This is a genomic window from Pseudokineococcus lusitanus (assembly GCF_003751265.1).
Lineage (GTDB): Bacteria > Actinomycetota > Actinomycetes > Actinomycetales > Quadrisphaeraceae > Pseudokineococcus > Pseudokineococcus lusitanus.
In genome coordinates, this window is sequence record NZ_RJKN01000004.1 from 392,517 (window position 1) to 417,836 (window position 25,320).

18 protein-coding genes are annotated in these 25,320 nt (G+C 77.2%); 4 read left to right on the forward strand and 14 right to left on the reverse strand.

Going from position 1 to position 25,320, the window contains the following annotated elements:
- Positions 1–87 precede the first annotated feature (87 nt).
- Positions 88–894 carry an MOSC domain-containing protein gene (locus EDC03_RS10000; RefSeq protein ID WP_123380043.1) on the forward strand — a complete coding sequence of 269 codons (807 nt, stop codon included), beginning with the start codon at positions 88–90 and terminating at the stop codon, positions 892–894.
- Positions 895–899: 5 nt separating this feature from the next.
- Here EDC03_RS10000 and hrpA read toward each other — a convergent pair whose 3' ends face one another.
- Complete coding sequence (gene hrpA / locus EDC03_RS10005) at positions 900–5,183, reverse strand: ATP-dependent RNA helicase HrpA (protein WP_123380044.1); 4,284 nt, start codon at positions 5,181–5,183, stop codon at positions 900–902.
- Between the two features lie 274 nt (positions 5,184–5,457).
- On the opposite strand from hrpA, the gene EDC03_RS10010 reads away from it, so the two are divergent.
- A complete protein-coding gene (locus EDC03_RS10010) occupies positions 5,458–5,889 on the forward strand; it encodes a DUF1232 domain-containing protein (protein ID WP_199720112.1) in 432 nt (143 codons plus the stop codon).
- 6 nt (positions 5,890–5,895) lie between these two features.
- Here EDC03_RS10010 and EDC03_RS10015 read toward each other — a convergent pair whose 3' ends face one another.
- From EDC03_RS10015 to ftsH, 5 genes are read right to left on the reverse strand one after another with little or no spacing between them, the layout of a single operon-like run.
- Positions 5,896–6,387, reverse strand: a complete 492-nt coding sequence (locus EDC03_RS10015; protein WP_158674261.1) for a DUF3180 domain-containing protein — start codon at positions 6,385–6,387, stop codon at positions 5,896–5,898.
- Positions 6,384–7,331, reverse strand: a complete 948-nt coding sequence (folK, locus tag EDC03_RS10020; RefSeq protein WP_123380131.1) for a 2-amino-4-hydroxy-6-hydroxymethyldihydropteridine diphosphokinase — start codon at positions 7,329–7,331, stop codon at positions 6,384–6,386. Before folK ends, EDC03_RS10015 begins: the two co-directional genes overlap by 4 nt.
- Entirely contained in the window at positions 7,328–8,224 is an 897-nt protein-coding gene (gene folP, locus EDC03_RS10025) for a dihydropteroate synthase (RefSeq protein WP_123380047.1), read from the reverse strand. The genes folK and folP overlap by 4 nt, the downstream gene beginning before the upstream one ends.
- A complete protein-coding gene (gene folE / locus EDC03_RS10030) occupies positions 8,221–8,829 on the reverse strand; it encodes a GTP cyclohydrolase I FolE (protein WP_422393818.1) in 609 nt (202 codons plus the stop codon). Before folE ends, folP begins: the two co-directional genes overlap by 4 nt.
- A gap of 27 nt (positions 8,830–8,856) precedes the next feature.
- Positions 8,857–10,908: an ATP-dependent zinc metalloprotease FtsH gene (gene ftsH, locus EDC03_RS10035; RefSeq protein WP_123380049.1), complete on the reverse strand. Its 2,052-nt coding sequence runs from the start codon at positions 10,906–10,908 to the stop codon at positions 8,857–8,859.
- A gap of 316 nt (positions 10,909–11,224) precedes the next feature.
- On the opposite strand from ftsH, the gene EDC03_RS10040 reads away from it, so the two are divergent.
- Positions 11,225–12,238, forward strand: a complete 1,014-nt coding sequence (locus tag EDC03_RS10040; protein ID WP_123380050.1) for a LacI family DNA-binding transcriptional regulator — start codon at positions 11,225–11,227, stop codon at positions 12,236–12,238.
- A 25-nt stretch (positions 12,239–12,263) separates the two neighbouring features.
- Here the strand turns inward: EDC03_RS10040 and EDC03_RS10045 are convergent, their stop codons facing one another.
- The 8 genes from EDC03_RS10045 to EDC03_RS10080 form a co-directional block, all read right to left on the reverse strand.
- A complete protein-coding gene (locus tag EDC03_RS10045; RefSeq protein WP_123380051.1) occupies positions 12,264–13,202 on the reverse strand; it encodes an NAD-dependent epimerase/dehydratase family protein in 939 nt (312 codons plus the stop codon).
- Positions 13,199–14,119, reverse strand: coding sequence for a carbohydrate ABC transporter permease (locus tag EDC03_RS10050; protein ID WP_123380052.1), 921 nt, complete (start codon positions 14,117–14,119; stop codon positions 13,199–13,201). The genes EDC03_RS10045 and EDC03_RS10050 overlap by 4 nt, the downstream gene beginning before the upstream one ends.
- The gene (locus EDC03_RS10055) at positions 14,116–14,988 is read right to left on the reverse strand and encodes a carbohydrate ABC transporter permease (protein WP_199720113.1); all 873 of its coding nucleotides are present in this window, start codon (positions 14,986–14,988) and stop codon (positions 14,116–14,118) included. The genes EDC03_RS10050 and EDC03_RS10055 overlap by 4 nt, the downstream gene beginning before the upstream one ends.
- A 161-nt stretch (positions 14,989–15,149) precedes the next feature.
- A complete protein-coding gene (locus tag EDC03_RS10060) occupies positions 15,150–16,544 on the reverse strand; it encodes an ABC transporter substrate-binding protein (protein ID WP_123380054.1) in 1,395 nt (464 codons plus the stop codon).
- Positions 16,545–17,313: 769 nt separating this feature from the next.
- The gene (locus EDC03_RS10065; RefSeq protein WP_123380055.1) at positions 17,314–20,376 is read right to left on the reverse strand and encodes an FAD-binding and (Fe-S)-binding domain-containing protein; all 3,063 of its coding nucleotides are present in this window, start codon (positions 20,374–20,376) and stop codon (positions 17,314–17,316) included.
- Between the two features lie 19 nt (positions 20,377–20,395).
- Positions 20,396–20,950 (reverse strand): hypoxanthine phosphoribosyltransferase, encoded by a 555-nt coding sequence (hpt, locus tag EDC03_RS10070; protein ID WP_123380056.1) that lies wholly within the window; start codon positions 20,948–20,950, stop codon positions 20,396–20,398.
- 187 nt (positions 20,951–21,137) lie between these two features.
- Positions 21,138–22,205 (reverse strand): tRNA lysidine(34) synthetase TilS, encoded by a 1,068-nt coding sequence (gene tilS / locus EDC03_RS10075; protein WP_123380057.1) that lies wholly within the window; start codon positions 22,203–22,205, stop codon positions 21,138–21,140.
- Between the two features lie 13 nt (positions 22,206–22,218).
- Complete coding sequence (locus EDC03_RS10080) at positions 22,219–23,394, reverse strand: zinc-dependent metalloprotease (protein WP_199720114.1); 1,176 nt, start codon at positions 23,392–23,394, stop codon at positions 22,219–22,221.
- 533 nt (positions 23,395–23,927) lie between these two features.
- On the opposite strand from EDC03_RS10080, the gene EDC03_RS10085 reads away from it, so the two are divergent.
- On the forward strand, positions 23,928–25,320 hold a 1,393-nt coding region (locus EDC03_RS10085), incomplete at its 3' end, for a DUF222 domain-containing protein (protein WP_148058051.1).

Consider the following 25,320-nt stretch of genomic DNA (forward strand, 5'->3'; position numbering starts at 1 on the left):
TCGCGCGACCCGGCCGGCGGGGGCCCGACGGGCTCCGCGGGCCCGCCACCCCGGGGCCCCCGGGGACCCCGGCGTAGCGTCGCCCGCGTGGGGGCGCCGCAGGTCGTCGGACGCGTGCGGCGGCTCGGCCTCACGCCGCTCAAGGGCGCCGCGCACCTCCACCCCGCCCGGGTCGACCTCGCCGCCCACGGGCCGGTCGGCGACCGCGGGTGGTGCCTCGTCGAGCACGACGCCGCCGGCGCCCTCGCCGTGGCCCGCACCGTCCGCACCCCCGGTGTCCTGCGGGTGCGCGCCCACGTCCCGCCCGGCGGCGGGCTCGCCCTCGACCTCCCCGGCGGCCACCACCACGTGCCCGAGCCGTCCGTCCCGGCCACGCCGTCCCTCGCCGACTACTGGGGGCGGCCGGCGCCCGTGACGCCCGTCCCGGGCCCGTGGGACGCGGCCCTGGGCGACCTCGTGGGCCGGCCGGTCGCGCTCGCCCGCGTCCTGCGCCCCGGCGCCGTCGTCTACGCCGACCCGCTCGTGCTCGTCACGACGTCGTCGCTGCGCGAGCTGTCCCGCCGGACCGGCGCCCCGCTCGACGACGAGCGGTTCCGCTCCCTCGTCCTCGTGGGCACAGACGACGCCGCCCCCTTCGTCGAGGACACCTGGTCGGGCCGGGTGCTGCGGCTCGGCGGCGCCCGCGTCCTCGTCGGCGACGGGGTGGCCCGGTGCGCCGTCGTCCAGCGGGTGCCGGGCACGGGCGCGCGGGCGACGGACGACCTCCTCGGCGCGCTGGCCGCCGACCGGGCGGTCGACGGCCCGGGCGGGACCTCGCTGCTGCTGGGCGTCGGCGCCCGCGTGCTCGACCCCGGGCCGGTGGCGCTGGGCGACGAGGTCGCGCTCGAGGGCTGAGGACGTCAGCCGTCGTCGCGCGGGAGCGCGGCGAGCGCCCGGGTGACCCGCTGCGGCGAGACCGACCCGCGGGTCGGCAGGCCCTGCGCGAAGAGGCTGACCCGCAGCTCCTCGAGCGTCCAGCGCACCTCGCGGACGTCGTCGTCGCCCCGCCGGGACGCCGGCAGGGCCGCGACGGCGGCCTCCACCTCGGCGGCGGAGCGCTGGACGACGCCGGTGCGGTCGCGGTCGCGCGCGGCGTCGCCCGGCAGCGAGGCGACCCGGCGCAGCATCCCCTGGAGGTAGCGCTGGAGGTCCGGGAGCCGGTCGAGCCCGGCCGCCGTGACCATCCGCGGGTGCACGAGCCCCGCGAGCTGGGCGCGCAGGTCCTCCAGCGCCGGGCGGACCGCGAGCGCCCGGAGGCCCGCGCCGGCGCCGTCGGCGAGCGAGCCGAGACGCTCCTCCACCTCGGCGGCGCTGCGCAGCACGCGGACCACGACGCCGACCGCCGCGGCCACCGCCCCGGGACCCGCGGTGCGGGCCTGCTCGCGCAGGGCTGCGTGGCCCTCCGGGTCGGTGGGCGGGCCGCCGGCCCGGCGGACGAGGTCGGCGAGGACCGCGTCCCAGACGTCGTCGAGCAGCGCGGCCGTGCTGCCGTGCGGGCTGCGCGCCAGCGTCAGCAGGTCGGTGTTCGACAGCCGGCGGACGACGTCCTTGCCGGGCGTCGGCAGCTCGAGCCGCAGCAGGCGGAGGGTGCCGGCCCGCTGGGCGGCCCGCGCCTCCCCCGCCGTGGGGTAGACCCGGACGGCCACCGCGTCGCCCTCGTCCGTCAGCGCCGGGTAGCCGGCGACGCCGGCCGTCGAGACCTCCTCCGGCAGCGCGCCCGTCGCGAAGGCCGCGTCCGCGTCCCGGGCCCCGCCGCGCTCGAGGTCGGAGGCGGCCGCGGAGACGGCGCGGCGGACGTCGGCCGTGAGGGAGCGCCGCAGGGCGAGGAGGTCGCGGCTCGTGCCGAGGACCCGTGGGCTGCCGTCGGCCGCCCGGTCGTCGTCGTCCTCGACCGTGAAGCGCACCCGCAGGTGGTCCGGCAGCGCCGCGGGATCCCAGTCGGCGAGCGGGACCGGCGTCCCCGTGAGCCGCTCGAGCTCGCGCGACAGCACCTCGAGGACGGGGCCGTCCGCGGGGCCGGCGACGGCCAGCACCGCCTCGGCCCGGTCGGGCGCCGGGGCGAGGTGGCGCCGGACGGCCTTGGGCAGCCCGCGCACGAGGGCGGTGACGAGCTCGTGGCGCAGGCCGGGCACCTGCCAGGCGAAGGGCTCGGGGTCGAGCTGGGCCAGGGCCCGCAGCGGCACGTGGACGGTCGCCCCGTCGTCCTCCTCGCCGGGCGCGAAGCGGTACGAGACCCGCAGGTCGAGCTCGCCCGCGCGCCAGAGGAGGGGGAAGTCGTCGACCTGCACGCCGGCCGCGGCGTCGGCCAGCAGCGCCGACGGGTCGAAGGTGAGGAGGTCCGGGCGGCGGCGGCGCTCGCCCTTCCACCAGCGGTCGAAGTGCGCCCCGGAGACGACGTCGGCGGGCACCCGCGCGTCGTAGAAGGCGACGAGCGCCTCCTCGTCGACGACGAGGCCACGGGTGCGGGTGCGGTGCTCGAGGTCCTCCGCCTCGTCGAGCAGGGCGCGGTTGTCGTCGAGGAAGCGGTGGGTGCTCACCCAGTCGCCCTCGACGAGCGCGTGGCGGATGAAGAGGTCGCGGCTCGTCACCGGGTCGACCCGGCCGTAGGCGATGGTCCGGGCGGCGACGAGCGGCAGCCCGTGGAGGAGCACCCGCTCGGAGGCGACGACGGACGCCCGCTTCTTGCTCCAGTGCGGCTCGGAGTACGTGCGCCGGACGAGGTGGCCGGCGAGCGCCTCCACCCACTCGGGCTGGATGGCGGCGACGCCGCGCGCCCACAGCCGCGAGGTCTCGACGAGCTCGGCGGCCATGACCCACGCCGGCGGCTTGCGGGCGAGCACCGAGCCGGGCCACAGGGCGAAGCGCGCGCCCCGGGCGCCGAGGTACTCGACGTTGCGACGCTCCCGGCGATCGGGCCGCGCGGCGTCGCGGCCCGCCTGGACCTTCGCCCGCGGGTCCTTCGTGCGCTCCTCGCGCATCCCGATGCTCGAGAGGAAGCCGGCGAGGACGCTCGCGTGGACGCGGTCGGCGTCGACCTGCTGCTCGCTGCCCGGGAGCACGTCCTCCTCCGGCGCGTCGCCGTCGTCCGCCTCGCCGACGACGTCGGCGTCCTCGTCGGGCAGGACCGCGCTGCTCGACGCGTCGACGCCGAGGGAGCGGGTCAGCTGCCGGAGCTGGCGGTGCACGTCCTGCCACTCGCGCACGCGCAGCCACGAGAGGAACTCGCGCTTGCACATCCGGCGGAAGGCACTGCTGGACAGCGTCTCCTGCTGGGCGTGGAGGTACCGCCACAGGGCGAGGAGGGTGAGCAGGTCCGAGCGCTCGTCGCGGAAGCGGGCGTGCGCGGCGTCGGCGGCCTGCTGGTGCTCGGCGGGGCGCTCGCGCGGGTCCTGCACCGACAGCGCCGCGGCGAGCACGAGCACCTCCGCCACGCAGCTGTTCCGGTCGGCCTCGACGACCATCCGGGCCAGGCGCGGGTCGAGCGGGAGCCGGGCCAGCCGCCGGCCGACCGGGGTGAGCCGGAGCTGCCGCTGCTCGGCGGGGCCCCGCTCCGCCGCCGCGTCCCCCTCCGTCGTCTCGATGGCCCCGAGCTCGGTGAGGAGCGCGAGCCCGTCCGCGACCTGGCGGCGGTCGGGCGGGTCGACGAAGGGGAAGTCCTCGACCCGGCCGAGGCCGAGCGCGGCCATCTGGAGGATGACCGAGGCGAGCGACGTCCGGAGCACCTCGGGGTCGGTGAAGCGCGGGCGGCCCTCGTAGTCGGCCTCGCTGTAGAGACGGATCGCGACGCCCTCGGCGACGCGGCCGCAGCGCCCCGACCGCTGGTTCGCGCTCGCCTGGCTGACCGCCTCGACGGGCAGCCGCTGCACCTTGAGACGGGCGCTGTAGCGCGAGACGCGCGCCAGGCCGGCGTCGACGACGTAGCGGATGCCGGGCACCGTCAGCGACGTCTCGGCGACGTTGGTGGACAGGACGACCCGCCGCTGGACGCCCGGGCCGTGCGCGGAGAACACGCGGTGCTGCTCGGCGCCGGTCAGCCGGGCGTACAGCGGCAGGACCTCGGTGCCCCGCATCTGCATCCGGGCGACGGCGTCCGCGGTCTCGCGGATCTCGCGCTCGCCGGGGAGGAAGACGAGGACATCGCCTGGGCCTGTCGCGGCGAGCTCGCGGACGGCGTCGCACACCGCCTGCACGGGCTCCTTCGCCGCGCGGGCGGGACGGTCGTCGTCCTCGTCGTCGTCCTCCTCGGCGTCGGCGTCCGCCGTGTCGTCGACGAGCGGGCGGTAGCGGACCTCGACGGGGAAGGTGCGGCCCGACACCTCGATGACGGGGACCTCGCCCGCGACGTCGGCGAAGTGGTCGGCGAAGCGGCGCGGGTCGATGGTCGCCGAGGTGATGACGAGCTTGAGGTCGGGCCGGCGCGGCAGGAGCCGGTGGAGGATCCCGAGGAGGAAGTCGATGTTGAGCGACCGCTCGTGCGCCTCGTCGATGATGACGGTGTCGTAGCGCGACAGCATCGGGTCGCGCTGCACCTCGGCGAGGAGGATGCCGTCGGTCACGACGGACACGAGCGTCCGGTCGCTGACGCGGTCGGTGAAGCGGACGGCGTAGCCCACCTGCTCGCCGAGGGGGACGGCCAGCTCCTCCGCGACGCGCTCGGCGACGGCGCGGGCGGCGATCCGCCGGGGCTGCGTGTGCCCGATCATCCCGCGGGCGCCGCGGCCGAGCTCGAGGCAGATCTTGGGCAGCTGCGTCGTCTTGCCGGAGCCCGTCTCGCCGGCGACGACGACGACCTGGTGGTCGCGGATGGCGGCGGCGATCTCGTCGCGGGCCCCCGAGACCGGCAGCTCGGGCGGGTAGGAGATCGCGGGGACGGTGGTGCGGCGGACGGCGAGCCGTTCCCGCGCCGTCTCGACGTCGGCCGCCACCCGCTCGAGGGCCGCGCCTCGCTCCGGCCCTGGACGTCGCAGCGCGCCGTCGAGCCGCCGCTCCAGCCGCTGCCCGTCGGCGACGCCGACCTCCGCCAGCGCGGCGCGGAGGGCCGCGGTCTGCGGGGTGTCGGCGACGGGGGCCGGCGCGCGGCCGGCGCCGGGGGGACGCCCCCCTCGGCGGGACCCGCGACGGGAGGGGGTGCGCTGCTCGGCCATGTCGGTCCCAGGGTAGGCGCGCCGCGGCCTCCCCCGCTCCGCGCGCCCGCCCCGTGCCGCCGCGGACCACGACGGGCCCGCCCTCGGGCGGCGGAAGGGCGCCGATGTGCCGACATCCGAACCCCCAGACGGCAAGAGGGCGCCGATGTGGCGACATCCGGACATCCGGCAGGCAAGAGAGCGCCGATGTGCCGACATCCGGGCCCCCGGGCGGCAGGAGGGCACCGATGTGCCGGCCGCGTCGGCCGGTCAGGCGGGGTGCCAGGGTGGCGGCGTGCCGTCGTCGTGGACCTCGTGGGCGTCGTGGGACCTGCTGTGGTCGGTGCTGCTGGGCGCCGTCGTCGCCGCGGTCGTGCTGTGGCTGCTCCTCCTCGCCGCCCTCTGGAGGGGCAGGCCGGAGGCGACGAGCCTGCGCGAGGCGCTGCGGCTGCTGCCCGACCTGCTGCGGATGCTGCGCCGGCTCGCCGCGGACGGCACCCTGCCGCGCGGGGTGCGCGTGCGGCTGTGGCTCGCGGTCGGCTACCTGGCCCTGCCGGTCGACCTCGTGCCCGACGTCGTCCCGGTGCTGGGCTGGGCCGACGACGCCGTCGTCGTCGCCCTCGTCCTGCGCTCCGTCGTCCGGGCTGCCGGGCCGGACGCCCTGGCGCGGCACTGGCCGGGGACGCCGGAGGGGCTGGCGGCCGTCCGACGGCTCGCGCGGGTCTGACGGCCCTCAGGCGGTCGGACGCGCCGCGCGACCGCCGCCGGGGCCGGGCTCGTCGTCGTCCTCCGGGGGCAGGCGGCACCACCGCTCGACGACGAGGCCCGCGACGAGGAGCAGCGCGGAGGCGCCTGCCGCGACGCCGAGGTTGACGACGGAGGCGCGCGGCAGCGGGAAGGCCACGTCGGGCAGCAGGTGGAGGACCTGCCCGACGTACCAGCCGACGAGCGCCGCCCCGGCGAGCGCCGACGCCTGGCCGAGGGCCGCCGTCCGCGCGGCGCGCAGGGGGTCGAGCGGACGGTCGCGGTGGCCGCGGGTCCAGCGCCGCACGGGCCAGCCGAGCACGAGGACGACGACGGCGAGCAGGAGGACGGCCGCGACGGCGGTCCACGGCAGCTGCGTGAGCCGCAGCCCCATCATCTCGAGCGGCCCGACGAGGGCGAACCCCAGCACGGCGGTGACGACGGCGACGCCGACGGGCGTCGTCCAGCGGGTCGGCGTCACGCCGCTCCCCCGGCCGCGACGTCGGGCAGCGGCAGGTCGACGTCCGCGCGGACGCGGACGGCGTCCGGGTCGGCCGCCGTCAGGGACGACGCCAGGTCGCCGACCGGCCCGCCGCCCGGGCCGGCGAGCACCGCGCCCGCGTCCACGAGCGACCACGGGACGACGACGAAGGGCCGCTCGTGCGCGCGCGGGTGGGGCAGGAGGAGCCGCTCGTCGTCCCGGGCGACGGTGCCGCCGAGGTCGACGACGTCGACGTCGAGCGTCCGCGGGCCCCACCGCTCGAGCCGCACGCGCCCGTGCCCCGCCTCGACCCGGAGGCAGGCGGCGAGCAGGTCGTGCGGCGCCAGCGTCGTCGTGCCGACGACCACGGCGTTGAGGAAGGGCTGCTGGTCGGCCTCCTCGGCGGCGGCCGTCCCGGGCAGCCGGACGGGCGCCGACTCGACGACCGGCGACACGCGCGTCAGGTGCAGGCCCGGGACGCGGGCGAGCGCGGCGACGGCCGAGCGCAGCACCTCCGCGCGGTCGCCGAGGTCCGAGCCGAGCGCGAGGACGACGGGAGTGCCCCGCGGCGGCGCCTCGCGGCGGACCCGCACGACGACGTCCTCGAAGGCCACGGTGATCGGCGCGGCCGGCTTGTGGACGGCCACCTCGACGGCGAGCACGCGCTCGCGGGCGAGGACGACGTCGGCGACGCGCTGCGCGAGGCGCTCGAGGAGGGCGACGGGCTCCCCCGCGACGACGGCGGTGACCTCCTCTGCCACCTCGCCGTAGTGGACGGTGTCGAGGACGTCGTCGCTCGCGGCCGCGGCCCGCGTGTCGAGCTCCAGCACGAGGTCGACGACGAAGACCTGCCCGAGCTCGCGCTCGGCGGCCAGCACGCCGTGACGGCCGCGGACCCGCAGGCCGCGCAGCTCCACCCGGTCCCGGGCGACGTCGGCGCTCATCGGCCGGCCGCCGAGGACGAGGGGGCCGTCGCGGCGCCGCGCCACCGCGCGGCCACGCGGACGGCGTCGGCGCTGGGGGCGACGTCGTGGACGCGGACGCCCCAGACCCCCTGCGCGGCGACGAGGGCCGTGACGGCCGCGGTCGCGGCGTCCCGGCCGCCGGCGGGCCGGGGCGTGCCGTCCGCGGAGACGAGCAGCGTGCCGAGCATCCGCTTGCGGGACGCGCCGACGAGCAGGGGCAGGCCGAGGGCGGCGAGGCGGTCGAGACCCGCGAGCAGCGCCCACCCGTGGTCGGCGTCCTTGGCGAAGCCGAGGCCCGGGTCGAGCACGAGCCGCTCCCGGCGCACCCCGGCGGCCAGCAGCGCACCGACGCGCTCCTCGAGCTCGGCGCGCACGTCCGCGACGACGTCGCCGTAGGTGGCGAGCGACGTCATGACGTCGCTGTGCCCGCGCCAGTGCATGACGACGTAGGGGACGTCGAGGTCCGCGACGACGCCGGCCATCGCGGGGTCGCCGAGCCCCCCGCTGACGTCGTTGACGAGCACGGCGCCGGCCGCGACGGCCGCCTCGGCGGTGGCGGCGCGCATCGTGTCGACGCTGACGGCCACCCCCTCCGCGGCGAGCGCGCGGACGACGGGGACGACGCGGCGCTGCTCCTCGGCGGCGTCGACCCGCACGGCGCCCGGCCGGGTGGACTCCCCGCCGACGTCGACGAGGTCGGCGCCCGCAGCCGCGAGGGCCAGGCCGTGCCGGACGGCGGCGGCCGCGTCCGGGTACGACCCGCCGTCGCTGAAGGAGTCCGGCGTCGTGTTGAGGACGCCGAGGACGAGCGTGCGGCCGGCGGCCGGGGCGGTGAGCCCGGGCACCGACGGCGCGGCGACCACCGCGGTCATCGCCCGTGGAGGAGGGCGAGCGCCTCGGCGCGGGTGGCCGGGTCGCGCAGCTGCCCCCGCATCGCGGAGGTCACCGTGCGCGCGCCGGTCTTGCGGACCCCGCGCATCGACATGCAGAGGTGCTCGCACTCGACGACGACGATGACGCCGCGCGGCTGCAGGTGCTCCACGAGGGCGTCGGCGACCTGGCTCGTCAGCCGCTCCTGCACCTGCGGGCGCCGTGCGAAGACGTCGACGAGGCGGGCCAGCTTGGACAGCCCGGTGATGCGGCCGTCCGCCGCCGGCACGTACCCGACGTGCGCGACGCCGTGGAAGGGCACGAGGTGGTGCTCGCAGAGCGAGTACACCTCGATGTCGCGCACGAGGACGAGCTCGTCGTGCCCCAGGTCGAACGACGTCCGCAGCACCTCGGCCGGGTCCTCGCGCAGGCCGCCGAGGACCTCGGCGTACATGCGCGCGACCCGGGCCGGGGTGTCGAGCAGGCCGTCACGGTCGGGGTCCTCGCCGACGGCGATCAGCAGCTCGCGGACGGCCGCCTCGGCGCGGGCGGCGTCGAAGGGACGGCTGCTCGGCCCGGTGAGGGCGGCCGTCTCCAGCGGGCCGATCCGCGAGGGCGCTCCGGCGCCCACCCGTCAGCCCTGCTGGCCCGGGTCGACCCGGCCGTCGCCGGGGACCTCGACGGCGCCCTCGGCCGGGTGCTCCGGCCGCACGGACGCCGCCTGGTCCTGCGGCGCCGGCGGGCGGTGGCCGTTGACCGACCCGTTGAGGCGGCGGCGCTCGGCCGGCGAGAGCACCGGCGGCTGGTCGGAGACGTGGCGCCGCTCGCTCGACAGCCACACGGGCCGCAGCGGGCGCTTGGCGACGGGCTCGAAGATCTCCGCGAGCTCGGCGGCGTCCAGCGTCTCCTTCTCGAGGAGCCGCTCGACGAGGGCGTCGAGGACCGGGCGGTGCTCGACGACGACCTCCCACGCCTCGTCGTGCGCGGCCTCGATGAGGCGGCGGACCTCGTCGTCGACGACGGCGGCGAGGCTCTCGCCGTACCCGCGGTCGTGGCCCATGTCGCGGCCCATGAAGGGCTCGCCGGCGGCCGTGCCGAGCTTGATGGCGCCGACCCGCTCGCTCATGCCGAACTGGGTGACCATCTTGCGGGCCATGCCGGTGGCCTTCTCGATGTCGTTGCTCGCGCCCGTCGTGGGGTCGTGGAAGACCATCTCCTCGGCCACGCGGCCGCCGAGGGCGTAGGCGAGCTGGTCGAGGAGCTCGTTGCGGGTGGTCGAGTACTTGTCCTCGGACGGCATGACCATCGTGTAGCCGAGGGCCCGGCCGCGCGGGAGGATCGTCACCTTCGTCACCGGGTCGGTGTGCCGCATGGCGGCGGCGACGAGCGCGTGACCGCCCTCGTGGTAGGCGGTGATCTTCTTCTCGGCCTCGTTCATGAGGCGCGTCCGCTTCTGCGGCCCCGCGATGACGCGGTCGATGGCCTCGTCGAGCGCGGCGTTGTCGATGACCTTGGCGTGGGTGCGCGCGGTGAGCAGCGCGGCCTCGTTGAGGACGTTGGCCAGGTCGGCACCGCTGAAGCCGGGCGTCCGCTTGGCCACGGCGGCCAGGTCGACGTCCGCCGCGAGCGGCTTGCCCTGCCCGTGGACGCGGAGGATCTGCTCGCGGCCCTTCATGTCGGGCGGCTCGACGCTGATTTGGCGGTCGAAGCGGCCCGGGCGCAGCAGGGCCGGGTCGAGGATGTCGGGCCGGTTCGTGGCCGCGATGAGGATGACGTTGGTCTTCGGGTCGAAGCCGTCCATCTCGACGAGGAGCTGGTTGAGCGTCTGCTCGCGCTCGTCGTGCCCGCCGCCCATGCCGGCGCCGCGGTGGCGGCCGACGGCGTCGATCTCGTCGACGAAGATGATGGCGGGGGCGTTGGTCTTGGCCTGCTCGAAGAGGTCACGGACCCGGCTGGCGCCGACGCCGACGAACATCTCGACGAAGTCCGAGCCGGAGATCGAGAAGAACGGGACGCCGGCCTCCCCCGCGACGGCGCGGGCGAGGAGCGTCTTGCCGGTGCCCGGCGAGCCGTACAGGAGGACGCCCTTGGGGATCTTGGCGCCGACCTCCTGGAAGCGGGTCGGGTCGGAGAGGAAGTCCTTGATCTCCTGGAGCTCCTCGACGGCCTCGTCCGCGCCGGCGACGTCGGCGAAGGTGACCTTGGGGCTCTCCTTGGAGACCATCTTGGCCTTGGACTTGCCGAACTGGGCGATGCGCCCGCCGCCGCCCTGCATGCGGGACAGCACGAACCAGAAGATCGCCACGAGGATGATGAGCGGCAGCAGCGTCGAGAGCAGCGAGCCGAGGAACGACTGGCGCGGCACCTCGTCGTCGACCGTGGCGACCTGCGCGTCGGAGATGGCCTGGACGACGTCGTCGCCGCGGGGGTCCACGTAGTTGAAGGTGACGCTGCGGGTCTCGCGCCCCTCGACGTCGACGGGCTCCGACAGCCCGAGCTGCACCCGGTTCTCGCCCTCGACGAGGAGCGCGCTGGTGACGGTGCCGCCCTCGAGGAGCTCGAGGCCCCGCGAGGTGTCGACCTTGGTCGCCGCCGACGGGTTGAACAGCTGCGTCGCGAGGAGCAGGACGGCGAGCGCGATGACGACCCAGAGGATCGGACCGCGGGCGAGCTTCTTGAGGTTCATCGGCTGCGGGGGCCGGGGCCCCGTCCCTCCTGGTCGCACGGCGTGGATCGACGGTACACCGGGGGTCCGACGCCGCCGGGCGCCGGAGCAGCGCCCACGGCCCCTGCGGCACCCGGACGGCGGGCGGCCGACGGCCTCCCGCACGACCCTCCGAACGGGTCGTCCGCGGGCGGCGTTCCGTCGCGACGACGACGTTCGCCGTGGGCGCAGCAGGCCCGTCCGTCCCGTCCCGCGTTGCGGTACTTTCGCCGCGTGCGGCCGCCGGGCCGTCGGCGCCGGCCCGCCCGGCACCGCCAGCGCCGAGCGAGGGGGTCCCATGCCGTCGGCGCCCCGGGCACCGCGCCTGTCCGACGTCGCCCAGGAGGCCGGCGTCTCCCCCTCCACCGTCTCCCGCGCCCTGTCCGGCGGCGGTCGCATGTCCGCGACCACCCGGATGCGGGTCGTCGAGGCGGCCGAGCGGCTGCGCTTCCGGCCCGACGCCCTGGCCCAGTTCTTCGCCACGGGCCGCAGCCGGACGGTCGGCGTCATGACGCACAAGGCGCACGCCACCTTCACGATGCCCGTCCTCGTCGGCGCGACGGCGGCGCTCGGCGCGAAGGAGATGGCCGTCCTGCTGTCCGACGGGCTCACGCGCGAGGACGTCGAGCGCTTCCGCGGCCGCCGGGTCGACTCGCTCCTCGTCATCGGCGACGGCCTCGGCGAGCACATCCGCTCCGTCACCGCCGACTTCGCCGTCCCCGTCGCCTACGCCTTCGGCGTCTCCGACGGCCCGGGCGACGTGTCCTTTATCTCCGACGGCGTCATGGCCGGGCGGCTGGCCACCCAGCACCTGCTCGACATCGGCCGCACGAAGGTGGCCCACGTGACGGCGCAGGGCGACCGTGCGGCGGACGAGCGGGTCGCGGGCCTGCAGGGGGTGCTCGACGCCGCGGGGCTGCCGCTCGTCGGCGGCGCCCCGATGCGGGGCACGTGGCACCGCGCCTGGGGCGTCGAGGCCGGGCGCCGCCTCCTCGCCGACGGCGTCGACGTGGACGCCGTCTTCTGCGGCAACGACCAGATCGCCGGCGGCCTGCTGGAGGTCCTCCGCGACGGCGGCGTCCGGGTGCCCGACGACGTCGCCGTGGTCGGCGTCGACAACTGGCCGGACACGGGCTCCGTCGACGGCGAGCGGCGGCTCACGAGCGTCGACCCGCTCCTCGGCTCCCTCGGCCGTGCCGCGGCCGAGCACCTGCTCTCCCCCGACCCCGCGGGCGCGGCGCCCGGCGTGCGGTCGTTGCCGTGCGAGCTGGTGGTCGGCGACTCGACCGTCCCCGGGCCGACGTCCCGCTGAGCCGGCGCCGCGGCCGACGCCCGGGTCAGCGCGCGGGGCGCCCGACCGCCGGCCGGCGCGGGCCGACGACCGACGGCGGCGCGGCGTGGACGCTGTGACGCGGCCGGAAGCCGAGCAGCTCGCGGGCCCGTCCGGCGTCGACGAGCGGGCAGCGGCCGGGCACGTCGCCGCGGACGGGCACGCCGGGCGCGTGCTCGCGCAGCAGCTCCGCCGTCGGGCGGGCGACGAGCGTGTCGGCGGCCGACAGCATGAGGACGTGGGCGCCCGACCAGGGGGCCACGAGGCCCGCCAGCACCGCGGCCGCCGCGTCACGCAGGTCGAGGTAGGACCACCCCTCGCGGGCGCCCGCGGCGGGATCGGCCGCGAGCCGGTCCGCCTTGGCGCGCAGCACCTCCGGGGTGTCCACGAGCGGGAAGCGCAGCGCCAGCACGTCGGTGCCCCAGTGCCGGTGCACCATCTGGGCCGTCGCCTCGTCGGCCTGCTTGGACAGCGAGTACCAGTCGTCGACGTCGGCCGGGGAGCACTCGTCGAGCGGGAAGTACGCCGGCATGACCTCGTGGTGGTTCATCGGGATGCCGAGCGCGTTGATGCTCGAGGCGATGACGGCCCGGGCGACCCCGAGCTCCCCCGCCTGCGACAGCACGTTGAAGGTGGCGGAGACGTTGGTGCGGTAGACGTCGTACGGGCGGCCCGAGTCCCGGTGCGGCATGGCGGCGAGGTGCACGACGGCGTCCGCCCCCTCCAGCCCGTCGGCGACGACGTCGACGTCGCAGGCCGACCCGACGACCACCCGGTCGGCAGCGCACGACGGGGCGGGCACGACGTCGAGCGCCGTCACGGCCACCCCCTCCGCGTGCAGCAGCCGACTGACGGCGCCCCCGATGCGCCCGGCGGCGCCCGTGACGAGGACTCGGCCGGGGAGGGGCCTCGCGGGCGCGGCGCCCGCCGGTCCGGTGGTGGTCATCGGGAGGTCCCCCCTGAGGCGCCGGCGGCGGCGAAGAAGTGGCGTTGGAGCAGGACGAAGAGCAGGACCGGCACGAGTGCGGCGAGGAAGAGGGCGGCCATCTGCTCGGCGAGGGGCAGGGGCTCGAGCAGCCGCGGAAGAGCCACGGCGACCGGCTGGAGCGAGGGGTCGAGCAGGACGAGCGACGGCCACAGGAAGTCCTTCCAGGCGGCGACCACCGTGAGCAACGACACCACGGTGAGGCCCGGTCCGGACAGGGGCAGGACGACCTGCAGGAGGACGCGGAAGGGGCCCGCCCCGTCGACGCGTGCCGCCTCGAAAATCTCCCGCGGCAGACCGGCGAAGTACCGGGCGAGGACGAGGACCACGAAGGCGTCGGCTCCCGCAGGCAGCCAGACCGCCCAGTAGCTGTCCCGTAGGTCGAGGCCGAGGAGGGGGATGTCTGCCACCGTCAGGTACCGCGGGACGAGCAGGGCCACCCCCGGCACCAGCAACGTCGCCACGAGGCCACCCGTCAGCAGCGGCGCCCACCGAGGCCGCAGGACGGCGATGACGTACGCGGCGGTCACCGCGACGACGAGCGTGACGACGAGGGAGCCACCGGCCACGGCCGCGGTCGTCGCCAGGTGACGGCCGACCTGGCCCTGGCCCCACGCCTGAGCCAGGTTGTCCCACCGGGCCCCCGAGGGCCACAGGGCCAACGGCTCGCGCAGCAGGTCCTGCGTCGTGGACACCGACGCCTTCGCCAGCCACAGCAGCGGGCCGAGCGACACGACGGCGAGGACGGCGAGGACGGCCGCGGCGAGCGCCGCACCCGCCGCGCGACCGCCGCGTCGACGGCGGGCCACCGGCGAGCGGAGCGTGCGCTGCTCGGAGGCCCGGGGCCGCGAGCCGGTGGCCCGACCCAGGAGGTTCATGCGCTCCCCCAGCGTCTCGTGAGACGCCAGTAGGCCACGGACACGGCCACGAGCGAGAGTGCGAGGAGCGCACCGAGCGCCGCCGCCGCCCCGAGGTCGCCGCGGACGACGGCGTACTCCCGGATGACCATGAGCAGCGTCGTCGTCGACCGCTGCGGCCCGCCACGGGTGAGGAGGAACGGCTCGGTAAAGGCCTGAGCCGTCCCGATCAGCTGCAGCAGCAGCATCACCAGGAGGACGCCTCGCAGGTGCGGGAGCGTCACGTGCCGCACGCGGGCGAGGACGCCGGCCCCGTCGAGCTCGGCTGCCTCGTACAGCTCGGTCCTCACCGAGGACAGCGCAGCGACGTAGACGACGACGGCGGAACCGGCGCTCGCCCACGTGGCGGCCACGACGACCGCCGGCAGCGCGGTCGTCGTCGAGGCGAGCCAGGGCTGGGGCTCGACGCCCACCCGCGCCAGGAGGGTGTTGAGCACGCCGCTGTCCGCGGGGTCGAGGAGCGTCCGCCAGAGGAGCACCGCCACGGCCGGAGGCATGACGACCGGGAGGTAGACGAGAGTCGTCGCCAGGGAGCGGGTGCGCCGCAGCTCGGTCAGGACGACGGCGAGGACCACGGGCAGCGGGAAGCCGACGACGAGGGCCAGCCCGGTGTAGGCCAGGGTGTTCAGGGCCGCCGTGGCGACGAGGGGGTCGGCGAGGACGTAGGTGACGTTGTCGAGACCCACCCACCGCGGGTCCGCCCCGGCCCGGCTCTCCTGGCCGGCGAGCACGAGGCCCCGGACGAGAGGCCACCAGGCGAAGACGCCGAAGACCAGGACGGCCGGCAGCGCGAGGAGCAGGGCGGGCAGCGTCGCCCTGGCCCGTGCCACGCGGGACCGTCGCGGAGAGGCCGAGGACGCCTCGACCGCGCCGCCGCCCACGGTGCAGGGGGCAGCCTCGACCCGCCCGGCTCCGACGGCTGCGCTACGCGCCACTCTCGCCCCCGACCTCTCCCTGCAGCTCGACCCGCCGATCCGCGCGGCGGCCTGCCTCAGCTCCGCTCGAGCTCGGCCGCGAGCTCTTCCTGCGTCTCCGCCAGCAGCGTGTCGATGTCGGTGCTCTCGTCGACGAGCACCGCCTGCACGACGTCGTCGAGGAAGCGGTACACGACCTGCGCCTGGTCGCCCGGCTCCTCCTGCACCTCCTGCTCCGGCAGCGCCGCGGTGTACCCGCGGAAGTTGTCCAGCGGCACGTCGATGTCGTCCGCGACCCACTCCTGCCACTGCGCATAGGCCCCCTCGTCGACGGGGCTGAGTCCCGGCACGCCCAGGAAGACGGGCGTACCGCGCAGCGCCTCCGCCTCCGCCAGGGCCGCCTCCTCGTCGACGTAGCGCTCGAGCGAGGAGAACTCCACCCACTCCACCGCCGCACGCCTGACCTCCTCGCTCGCGCCGGCAGGGACGATGGCCGCGGTGCCGCCGGCCAGGGTCGCGTAGTCGTCGCCCTCGGTGCCCCGCGGGAGGGCGCCCACGCCGACGTCGTCCGGACTCATCCCGAGCCGCCCGACGAGCGCCCCGTACACGTCCGGGGCCGCGACGTACATGCCGACGCGGCCGGAGGCGAGCCGGGCGGCAGCGGTCTCCGACGTGTGCCCGGCCTCGGGGTCGACCGAGCCGTCCTCCCAGCGCATCGCACGAAGGAGCTCGAGGGCCTCGGCCATCGGGCCGTCGGTGAGGAGGAGCTGCCCGTCGTCGTCCTGGACGCGGCCCCCGAAGGAGTAGGTCTCCGCGGTCAGCGTGAAGCCGCCGTAGTTCTCCGCACCCATGTGGGCGAGGCCGACAGCGTCCGTGCGATCGGTGATCTGGGCGGCCGCGGCGCGGACCTCGTCCCAGGTGGTCGGGGGGGCGTCGGGGTCGAGGCCCGCAGCGGTGAAGACGGCGCGGTTGTAGACGAGTCCCATCGAGTACGCGCTGACGGGGACGCCGTAGACGCCCTCGCCGTCCGAGACGACGCCCTGGAGCCCTGGGTTGACGAGGTCCTCGAGACCCGTGTCCGCCAGGGCGGTGCTGAGGTCGGAGAGCTCGCCCCGAGCGATGAGGCCCTGCGGCTCGGTGAAGGGCACGAGCAGGACGTCCGGCAGCGCGTCGGCCTCGAGCTGAGCGCGGAAGGTGTCCGGCGAGTAGGGCACCGGGGTGCTGTCGACCCGGATGTCCGGGTGACGCTCCTCGAACTCCGCGATGCGCTGCTCCCAGAGGGCCACCTCCTCCTCCTGCGTCGCCGGCGGCTCGTCGCCGACCTCGAGGACGAGCCGGTCGTCCTCGACGCCGTCGGCGTCGGTGCACGCCGTGGCAGCGACCACGAGGGCGAGCCCGGCGGCGACCACCGAGGCGGTACGACGACGGTCCCGGCGAGGGGCGGGGACGACGGGGCGGTCGACGACGGGCACGGGAGCACCCTCCAGGGCAGCGGGTCACGGCGCGCCGGAAAGCCTGTCGGGGCGCCGGCGCACCCCGGCCGGGAGCCCGGGGCCGCTCATGCTCGCACGCGCGGAGGGTGACCCGACGTCACGGTGCGGTCACATATCGGTCTACGTCTTGGCGATCGACGGAAGGCTTGCCTACATTGGTGCGCAACCGCTTGACCAAGGACCTCGACGAGGAGCCGACGACAGCGGGCAGCTGGCACGCAGGGGGCGCCAGCAGCCCGCGCCTGGACGGCTCCCCGAGGCCCGACGGCGGTCCGGGCGCCGGCCCACGGGGGGTGCCGGCGCCCGGCCGGGGTGCCGGTCCAGAGAACGGCCGGGGCCTCGGAGCGGTGGCACGTCCGAGCCGACGACGTCGTCGGCCGCCCCCGCAGCGACGGGGCAGCGGCACTCACCTGCGGCGCTCACCTCCGGCCGATGACCGAGGGGGCCCACGAGCGTCAGCCGTCGTCGGAACGCCCTCCCGAGCGCGAGCAGGCGCCCAGTCGCCATCGGAGCGGCCCCCGCAGCGCGAACAGGCGCCCATTCGTCATCGGAGCGGCTCCCGCAGCGCGAACAGGCGCCCGTTCGACACCGGAAGGGCCCGCGGAGCGCGAACAGGCGCCCATTCGTCATCGGAAGGGCCCTCACGGCGCGAACAGGCGCCCTTTCGTCACCGGGGACGGCCGACGGATCGCGAACGGGCGCCCGTTCGTGACGGGCGGGCCACGCGGCGCGCGCCCGTCCTCCGGTGTCAGCCCGGCAGGCCCCTCGCGAGCAGCGTCGCGAGGTGGACGCCCGGCCGGTCGGCGAGCTCGTCGAGCTGCGTGCGGCAGGAGAAGCCGTCGGCCAGCACGACGGCGTCGGGCGGCGCGGCCTCCACGGCCGGCAGCAGGGCGGTCCGGGCCACCGCGACCGAGACCTCGTAGTGCCCCTGCTCGACGCCGAAGTTGCCCGCCAGGCCGCAGCACCCGCCGAGGGTCTGCAGCGTGACGCCGTTGCGGCGCAGCAGCTGCGCGTCGGTCTCGTAGCCGAGGACCGCGTGCTGGTGGCAGTGCGGCTGCGCGACGGCGGTGAGACCCTGCAGGTGCGGCCAGTCGACGTCACCGGCGTAGGCCTCGAGCACCTCGGCGAGGGTCCGCGAGCGCGCGGCGAGCTCGGTGACGAGGCCCTCCGGGACGGCGTCGTCGCCCGACAGCAGCGCGGACGCGTCGTGGCGCAGCACGGCCAGGCACGAGGGCTCGAGGACGACGAGCGGGACGGGGACGCCGTCGGGCCCGCCGGACGTGGCCTCCGCGAGCCGACGCACGGTGCGGCGCAGCTGGCGTCGGGCGAGGTCGAGCTGGCCGGTCGAGACGAGCGTCAGGCCGCAGCAGACGTCGCGGGGGGCCAGCTCGACGTCCAGGCCCGCGTGCTCGAGGACCCGGACCGCCGCGTGGCCGACCTCGGGCGAGAAGTGCTCGGTGAAGCTGTCGGCCCACAGGACGACCTTCTGCCGGGTGCGCGGTGCGTCACCCGCGGTCGCCGCCGGCGTCCCGGCCCGCCCGGCCCGGGCGTCGGCCAGCACGGCGGGCGCGGAGGCGCTGAAGCGGCGGCGGGCGAAGCGGGGCAGCCCGCGACGCACGTCGATCCCGCCGAGGCGCTTGACCGTCCGGGCCAGCGGCCCGACGGCGAGCGTGCCGTTGGCGAGGCCGGGCACCAGCGAGGCGACGCGCGACAGGTACGGCAGCCAGCCGAGCACGTAGTGGTTGGCCGGGCGCAGGCGGCCCTTGTAGCGCTGGTGCGTCGCCTCCGCCTTGTACGTGGCCATGTCGACGCCCGTGGGGCAGTCCGACAGGCAGCCCTTGCACGACAGGCAGAGGTCGAGGGCGTCGGCGACCTCGGGCGAGCGCCACCCGTCGCGCACGGGCGAGTCGGCCCCGAGCGAGCCGGCGACCATCTCCTGGAGCACGCGCGAACGCCCTCGCGTGGAGTCCTTCTCGTCCTTGGTCGCGAGGTACGAGGGGCACATGACGCCCCCGGCCGGCGTCGTGTCGGCGCGGCACTTGCCGACGCCGACGCACCGGTGGACCGCGGCGGCGAAGCTGCCGCCGTCGGCGCGGTAGCCGAAGGCCAGCGGCTGCGGCCGCGACGGCGCCTTCGCCGCGCCCGGGGCGCCCTTCCCGGTGAGGGCGGGAGCGGGCCACGGCCGCGGCCGGAGGTCGTCGTCGAGCGCCCGCGGGCGCACGAGGACACCGGGGTTGAGCACGTCCTCGGGGTCGAAGACGTCCTTGACCCGGCCGAAGAGGTCGAGCACCCGCGGCGAGTACATGTGGTGCAGCAGCTCGCTCCGGGCACGCCCGTCGCCGTGCTCCCCCGACATCGACCCGCCGTAGGAGGCGACGAGAGCCGCTGCGGCGTCGACGAACTCGCGGTAGACGCCCTCGCGGCCGCGCTCCTCGAGCGGGTAGTCGATGCGGACGTGGAGGCAGCCGTCGCCGAAGTGGCCGTAGGGGATGGCCGTCAGGCCGTAGGACTCCATGAGCGCGTCGAAGTCGCGCAGGTAGCCGGCCAGCTTCTCGGGCGGCACGGCCGTGTCCTCCCAGCCGGCGTGGCCCGGACGGCCCGACGGCGCCCGCGTGGCCAGGCCGGCGCCGTCCTCGCGGATGCGCCAGAGCGCCCGCGCCTCGGCGGCGTCCTCGACGACCCGCGCCGCCGGCGTGCCGCCGTCGGCGACGACCGCCCGTGCGCGGGCGGCGAGGTCCGCCAGCCCCTCGGGGGTGGCGCCGCGCTCGTCGGTGCCCAGCTCGACGAGCAGCCAGCCGCCGCCCTCGGGCAGGGCGGGGACGGGCGCGCGGAGCCGCTGCTCGATGGCGTCGACGATCCGCCGGTCCAGGCCCTCGCAGGCCACGGGCCCGTGGCGGAGGATCGCGGGGACGGCCTCGGCGGCCTCGACCATGTCGCGGTAGCCGAGCACGACGAGCACCGTCCGCGCGGGCTGGCGGACGAGCCGGAGCTCGGCGCGGGTGACGAGCGCGAGGGTCCCCTCGCTGCCGACGAGCAGGCGGCTCGCGTCGAAGCCCTTCTCCGGCAGCAGGTGCTCGAGCGCGTACCCGGAGACCTGCCGGCCGAAGCGGCCCATCTCCGTGCGGATGGTCGCCAGGTCACCGGCGACGACCTCGCGCAGGGAGGCCAGCAGCGGAGAGGTCGCGGGCGTCGACAGCGCGGGCGTGCCCTGCGGCCGGTCCGCGGGCTCGCCGCCGGTGCTGCGCAGGACGAGCTCCTCGCCGGTGCCGGCGACGGCGTGGAGGCCGAGGACGTTGGCGTCCGTCCGCCCGTAGCCGAGAGCACGTGAGCCGCAGGCGTTGTTGCCGATCATCCCGCCGAGGGCGGCGCGGGAGCCCGAGGACGGGTCGGGGCCGAAGCGCAGTCCGTGGGGCGCGAGGAGCCGCTGGAGGTCGCCGAGGACGATGCCCGGCTCGACGACGGCGGTGCCCGCCTCGGCGTCGAGCTCGAGCAGCCGCGCGAGGTGCCGGGACGTGTCGAGGACGACCCCCGTGCTGACGGCGTTGCCGGCGATCGACGTCCCGCCGCCGCGGGCCACGACGGGCACCCGCAGGTCGCGCGCGACCCCGACGGCGGCCGCGACGTCGTCGGCCGACCGCGGGAAGGCCACCACCTGCGGCACCACGCGGTACAGCGAGGCGTCGGTGGAGTACTCCGCGCGGCGCCGGCCGGACGCGTCGACGTCGTCGAGGCCCGCGCGCCGCAGCGCGGCGGCGACGTCCTCGGGCCCGGGCCCGCCGGTGGCGACGGGAGGGACGGCGGTGGTGGTCACGGCACCTCGGGGGGAGACGTCAGGAGCTGTAGACGTGGGGGGCGAGCGTGCCGACGAAGGGCAGGCCGCGGTAGTGCTCGGCGAAGTCCAGGCCGTAGCCGACGACGAACTCGTTGGGGATCTCGAAGCCGGTGTAGCGCACGTCCACGTGGACCTTGGCGGCCTCGGGCTTGCGCAGCAGCGTGAGGATCTCGACCGAGGCGGCGCCGCGGCTGGAGAGGTTCGCGACGAGCCAGGACAGCGTCAGGCCGGAGTCGATGATGTCCTCGACGATGAGGACGTGCCGGCCGGTGATGTCGGTGTCGAGGTCCTTGACGATCCGCACGACGCCGGACGACTTGGTCCCGGACCCGTAGCTGGAGACCGCCATCCAGTCCATCTGCGCGGGCACGCGGAGCGCGCGGACGAAGTCGGCCATGACGAGGGCGGCGCCCTTGAGCACCCCGACGAGCAGGACGTCCTTGCCGGCGTAGTCCTCGTCCACCTGCGCGGCGAGCTCGCCGAGGCGGGTGGCGATGGCCTCCTCGCTGACGAGGACCTTCTCGAGGTCGTCCCCCATGTCGGCGGCGTCCACGCGGACCTCCCGTCCGCCGCGCGCTCGTGCGCGGCGTCGTCGGTCGCGGCGACGCGCGCCGCGGGGCGGGGCGGTGGCCCCGCGCCGGGGGCAAGCCTGCCACGACCCCGGCGGTGCTCCGGCGCGCGGTCCCGGCCCCGACGGCCCGGGGGCGACGACACGGCGGCGGACCGGCGGCGGACCGGCGTCAGGGGCGGGCGAGCCGCAGCCGCCCGTCGGCCCGTCGGGCGACGACGCCGCCCGGGAGGTCGGCGGGCCCCTGCCCGCGCCACGCGGTCACGAGCGCGTCGAGCGCGCCGACGTGGGTGCTGCCGAGCGAGCCCGCCGGCGCCCCGGCGGCGACGGCCGCGCCCCGCAGGGCCCGGCGACGGAGGGCGGGCGGTGCGTCGGACAGGGCGCGGACGTCGAGGACGACGACGGCCGCGAGGGGGTCGGGGTCACCGTCACCGGCCGGGTCGCCGCCGTCGCCGGCGGCCGCCCGCGCCCGCGCGAGCAGGTCGGCCGCGAGGGCGTCGAGGACGTCGGCGTCCTCGCGCAGGTGCTCGGCCGTGCGGGCCAGCGCCGCCGCGACGCCGGGCCCGAGGCCCGCCTCCAGGGCCGGCAGCAGGACTCCGCGGACGTGCGCACGCCGGGCACCCCGCTCCCCCGGCGGCGGTGGCGCGTTGGTCGGGTCGTGCCACGGCTCGAGCCCGAGGGCGGCGCAGGCCGCGAGCGTCGTCGACCGCGGCAGCCCGAGGAGCGGCCGCCGAACGACGCCGCGACGGGGCGGGACGCCCGCGAGGGACCGCGCGCCCGCACCGCGCGCCAGGCCGAGGAGGACCTGCTCCGCCTGGTCGTCGCGCGTGTGCCCGAGGAGGACGGCGGCGGCGCCCGTCCGGGCGGCCGCGTCGGCGAGGGCGGCGTGGCGGCCGTCACGGGCGCGGGCCTCCGGCCCTCCTCCCCCGTGCCCAGGGTCGGGGGGCAGCGCGACGACCTCGACCGGGTCGAGCCCGAGGCCGCGGCAGGCGTCGGCGGCCCGGTCGGCGACCTCCGCGCTGCCGTCCTGGAGCCCGTGGTCGACGACGACCGCGCCGGCCCGGCGGCCGTCGACGCCCCGACGACCGGGTCGTGCCCAGCGGGCGAGGCCCTCGGCGAGGGCGAGCGAGTCCGGCCCGCCGCTGCAGCCGACGAGCACGAGGGCGCCGGGCGGGAGGTCCGCCAGGGCGGCGGCGACCGCCCGTCGGACGTCCGCGACCGCCGGGTGCGGGCCGGCCATCTCGCTCTCCGCGTCAGCCGTGGACGCGGCGCACCCACGCGTCGGGGTCGGCCACCTCGTCGGGCGTGGGCAGCAGCTCGGGGCCGGTCCAGACCGCGTTGAGGCCCTCGGTGCCCACGCGCTCCTGCACGCCGCGGACGAAGGCGGCGCCGTCGGTGTACTGCCGCATCTTCGCGTCCATGCCGAGCAGGCGGCGGACCACCCGGTCGAGGCCGGGACGGCCCCCGCGCCGTGCCTGGAAGCGGGCCCGCACCGTCTCGACGCCGGGGACGACGTCGGGGCCGACGTCGTCCATGACGACGTCGGCGTGCCCCTCGAGCAGCGCCATGACCGCCGTGACCTGGGCGACCACCCGCTGCTGCTCCGGCGTCGCGAGGAGGCCGACGAGGCCGTCGCCGCCCTCGCCGACGGCCGTCGGCAGGCGGGCGGCCGCGGTGCGTAGGCGGGCCAGCAGGGCGCCGGGCTCGCCGACGACGTCGCCGACGAGGCCCTCGGTCCGCGAGCGCAGGTGGCCCGCGAGCCAGGGGGCGGCCGCGAACTGCACGCGGTGCGTCTCCTCGTGCAGGCACACCCACAGCCGGAAGTCGCGGGGGCGCAGCTGCAGCTCGCGCTCGACCGCGACGACGTTGGGCGCCACGAGCAGCAGCCGCCCCGCCTCGTCCGGCCGGTCGGCGGGCGGCGGGCCGAAGGGGTCGTACTGGCCGAGCACGCGCGGGGCGAGCCAGGCGAGCAGCGCCCCGACCTCCGCCCCGGTGGCCCGCCGGCCGACCGCCGCGGCGACGGCGTCGGCGGGGCCGTCCTTCCTGGTGCTGCGACCTTCGGCCGCCCTGCGCGCGGTGCGCTGCTCGGCGGAGCGCTGGACCGGCACCTCGAGCAGGGAGCGGAAGGCGGCCACGTTGGCCCGCACCCACCCGGGCCGGTCGACGACGACCGCCGGCTCCCCCGCCGGCACCTCGAGCCCCGTGGTCAGGGCGACGTGCTCGGTGGCCCGTCCCGCCAGGCGGCCCAGCGAGGCGACGGCACGCTCGGCCTCGCGGGCGCTGACCTGCGGGCCGGGCGGCACCAGCCGGCCGGCGACGCGGACGGCGAGGTCCCAGTCCACGAGGCGGTCGACGAGCGGGCCGTCCGGGGGCGTCCCGTCCCCCGGGTGGTCGGTCGGCACGTCCGTCCGCGGCGTCGAGGGGGGCACGTCTCCACCGTAGGCGGCTGGCACCGCCGGGGGCGGGGCGGGAGCGGGCGAGGCGGGGGCGGCAAGCCTCGGGACCGGGCTTCAGCTCCCGGCGCGCTCGGTGCGGGCGGACCGCCGCCCGCTCCGCCCTGCCTCGTCGGCGCCGCCCGACGAGGAGACGCCGTGCGACACGAGGACGGCTCAGCGGGCCGGCGCAGGCGCAGGCGCAGGTTCCAGAGGACCGGTGGACAGCCGTGGCGGTTGTCGGCCCTCTCGACTACCATTCGAACACACGTTCGGACGACGGTCACGAGGGGGTGGTCGAGGTGGCGCTGCAAGAGCCCGAAGAGGACCGCCCGCGCGACCAAGCACCCTGGGCGGCCGACGACCTCGACGCGTCCGGTGCTCCGTCCCGTGCTTCGTCCGGTGCGTCGGCGTCGGCCGGCCCGCTCGACGTGCCGGTGGGCGACCTCCCCCTCTCCCGCCGCGCGGGTCGAGCGGTCCTGGACCAGCTCCGCGACGCCCACACGGCCGCATCGGCCGAGCACGCCGTGATGCTGGGTCTGGTGGCCGACCTCGTCGACGAGACGGCCGCGGCCCTGGGTGTGCCGGTCGACGGGGACCCGGTCGAGACCGCCCGGTTCGGACGGCTGGGCGGGGACCCGGCCGAGGCCGTGGTGACCGAGATCGCCCTCGCCCTGCGGGTCGGGGTCGCGGGCGCGCGGCGACTGGTGCAGGACGCGCTTGCGCTAACGACCGCGCTGCCGCAGACCCGGGCGGCATTACGCGGCGGGGCGATCTGCCCGGGCCAGGCGCACGCCGTCGTCTCCGGTACGGCGGGCCTGACGGACGAGCAGGCCCGCTGGGTCGACACCCACCTCGCCGACGACCTCCCCCGCCTCGACCCGCCCGGTGTGAAGCGGAAGGTCCGGGCCCTCGTGGCCCGGCTCGAGGTCGACGCGACCAACCGCCGCCTCCGCTACGAGACCTGCCGCCGCCGCGTCCTCGTCCAGCCGCTCGGTGACGGGGCGGCCGAGCTCGTCGCCACCGGTCCGGTCGCGGACATCACGGCCCTGTTCCACCGGATCACCACGTGGGCCACCACCCGCACCGGCCCGAACGCGGGGGCCGACCCGCACGCCGCGGTCGCCGCGGGCCTGGACCCCGTCACCACCGACCCGGCCGGGCTGCCCGACCGCCGCGGCGTCGACGCCCGCCGCTTCGACGCCCTCGTCGGCCTGGCCACCGACACCAGTGCCGGCCCGCGCCGGGACGGTCGGGCGCACGCCGGGCCGTGCAACGGCCCCCAGCTCAACATCTCGCTGCCCACGCTGCTCGGCCTCGACGACGAGGCCGCGTGGCTCGCCGGCCACGGCGCGGTCCCTGCCGACGTCGCCCGCGAGCTCCTCGCCGCCGGACACTCCTACCGCCGGATCCGCACCGACCGCTGGACCGGGAAGGTCCTCGGCGTCGACGGCCACCTCCACCACCTCGACGCCACCGCGACCCGCACGACCACCACGCCTGCCGCCGACGCCACCACCACCCGGACCGCGGAAGCCCTCCCCATCTCCGGCACCATCGACGCCAGTCCGCCGGCGACACCGCCGATCACGCCAGCACCGGTGGACGACGCCGACGCGGTGCTCGACCCGCCGGGTGCCGCGCGGACGGGCACGCCACCCGCGCCGCCACCGGCCACCACAGGCCAGGTGTCACCCGGCCTCGCCGACAAGCTCACCCGCATCGCCGACGCCGTCACGCCCGACGCCGTCACGCCCGGCACCACCACGCCCAGCACCACCACGCCCGGATGGGCCAAGGGGCGAGCCGCGGCGCCCGAGGACGGCGTGCCGCCCTCGTCGACCTGCCCCCGCGCCGGCCTGCCCACCGACTACGTCCCCACCGCCGAGCAGTCCCGCTACATCCGCGCCGCCCTGCCCGAGT

Coding starts and splice junctions, on each gene's coding strand:
- hrpA (WP_123380044.1), bottom strand. CDS start 5,183: ATGGCCGAGCAGCGCACCCCCTCCCGTCGCGGGTCCCGCCGAGGGGGG.
- folK (WP_123380131.1), bottom strand. CDS start 7,331: ATGAGCGCCGACGTCGCCCGGGACCGGGTGGAGCTGCGCGGCCTGCGG.
- folP (WP_123380047.1), bottom strand. CDS start 8,224: ATGACCGCGGTGGTCGCCGCGCCGTCGGTGCCCGGGCTCACCGCCCCG.
- ftsH (WP_123380049.1), bottom strand. CDS start 10,908: ATGAACCTCAAGAAGCTCGCCCGCGGTCCGATCCTCTGGGTCGTCATC.
- EDC03_RS10040 (WP_123380050.1), top strand. CDS start 11,225: ATGCCGTCGGCGCCCCGGGCACCGCGCCTGTCCGACGTCGCCCAGGAG.
- EDC03_RS10045 (WP_123380051.1), bottom strand. CDS start 13,202: ATGACCACCACCGGACCGGCGGGCGCCGCGCCCGCGAGGCCCCTCCCC.
- EDC03_RS10050 (WP_123380052.1), bottom strand. CDS start 14,119: ATGAACCTCCTGGGTCGGGCCACCGGCTCGCGGCCCCGGGCCTCCGAG.
- tilS (WP_123380057.1), bottom strand. CDS start 22,205: ATGGCCGGCCCGCACCCGGCGGTCGCGGACGTCCGACGGGCGGTCGCC.